General features: G+C 47.7%; 2 protein-coding genes. Both read left to right on the forward strand.

Annotated elements, in window-relative coordinates; all coding sequences use genetic code 11:
* Positions 1 to 171 precede the first annotated feature (171 nt).
* Positions 172 to 861 carry a hypothetical protein gene (locus tag F6J99_RS45065; RefSeq protein ID WP_293123954.1) on the forward strand — a complete coding sequence of 230 codons (690 nt, stop codon included), beginning with the start codon at positions 172 to 174 and terminating at the stop codon, positions 859 to 861.
* A gap of 89 nt (positions 862 to 950) precedes the next feature.
* Positions 951 to 1211 carry a hypothetical protein gene (locus tag F6J99_RS45070; protein WP_293123957.1) on the forward strand — a complete coding sequence of 87 codons (261 nt, stop codon included), beginning with the start codon at positions 951 to 953 and terminating at the stop codon, positions 1209 to 1211.
* Positions 1212 to 1328: the final 117 nt, after the last annotated feature.

Below are 1328 nucleotides of genomic sequence, written 5' to 3' on the forward strand. Positions count from 1 at the left end.
CTGGTTGACTGACAAAAAGTTAAGCACAAATTGGTCAAATGCTTATCAGGAGGGAGATAGCAGGTATTGACAGCAAGTGAGTGGGAGCCAGCATTCTAAAGACAGATACCATTCAAATCCTAGGAATGCTGTGAAAAAAACTCCCGTCTCTACAATGCCCTTAAGACCTGGTTGGGTCAACCCCATGAATGGGCTCACCTGGGTCACCTGACCACCTGTTTATGGATGGTGGTGGCCTTGATCCAAACAGGGGAAGTCAATTTGACCCGTTGGATTCCCTACATCCCGTGGTTCGGCCAATATGCTCAAAGCAAGCAACGTCGGATACAACGCTGGCTTTACAATTCTCGGATTAACATTCATCGGCTGTACAAACCATTGATTCAAGCAGCTTTGGCGGATTGGAAAGATGACTCTATATATCTGAGTTTGGACACCTCACTGTTCTGGGATGAGTATTGTCTGGTGCGATTGGTTGTGGTGCATCGAGGACGGGCCTTACCTGTGGTTTGGCGGGTTATGGAACATCCTAGTGCGTCTGTCTCATTCAATGATTATCGAGAAATACTGCAACAAGCCCTTGAACGGTTGCCCAAGGGAGTCAAGGTGGTTTTGCTTGCAGACCGTGGCTTTGTCCACACTGATTTGATGAAAGCGATGACCTGCCAATGGGGATGGCATTATCGGATTCGATTGAAAAAGGACAGTTGGATAAGGCGAGCAGGGATTGGCTGGTCTCAGCTTAAAGATTTCCATGTTCTACGTGGAGTTGCCCTGTGCTTTCATAACGTCAGGCGGCACTTGGAGCACGCTGTGTGGTCCGGTTCATCTGGTCTTCGGTCGCAACAATGTCAATGGTGATAATGGGCCATTATCAGTGATGAACAGACCACTCTCCAAACATGCGCAAGAATATGGGTTGCGGTTTGATATCGAGGAAAACTTTTTGGATGACCAGTCCAATGGGAGCGAATGTGCAGAAGTCTGAAATTCGTTCAGTGCCTGCCCTATCTCGGTTGTGGTTTATCTTGGCCGTAGCCACTCTATACGTCACCGCTCAAGGTGTTGAGGTTGTAGAAACGGGTAAGCGTCGGTGGGTCGATACTCACTGGTTTCGGGGTAACAGCTACTTTCGGATTGGTTGGGAGTGGATCAAAGCCTATGCCAGAGAATGGCTGGACACTAATTCGACGGGTGTGTTTCACAACTAATCAAGACCCTGACCCGGTGATAGCTTCGCGAAAACAACATGAGAAACGATGTTATCGGCTGGAATTCAAAATACAAACGTACAAGTATGCTGCTGAATAGTTTTGTCAGTCAACCAG

The organism is Moorena sp. SIO4G3 (assembly GCF_010692305.1).
Taxonomy (GTDB): Bacteria; Cyanobacteriota; Cyanobacteriia; order Cyanobacteriales; family Coleofasciculaceae; genus Moorena; species Moorena producens_A.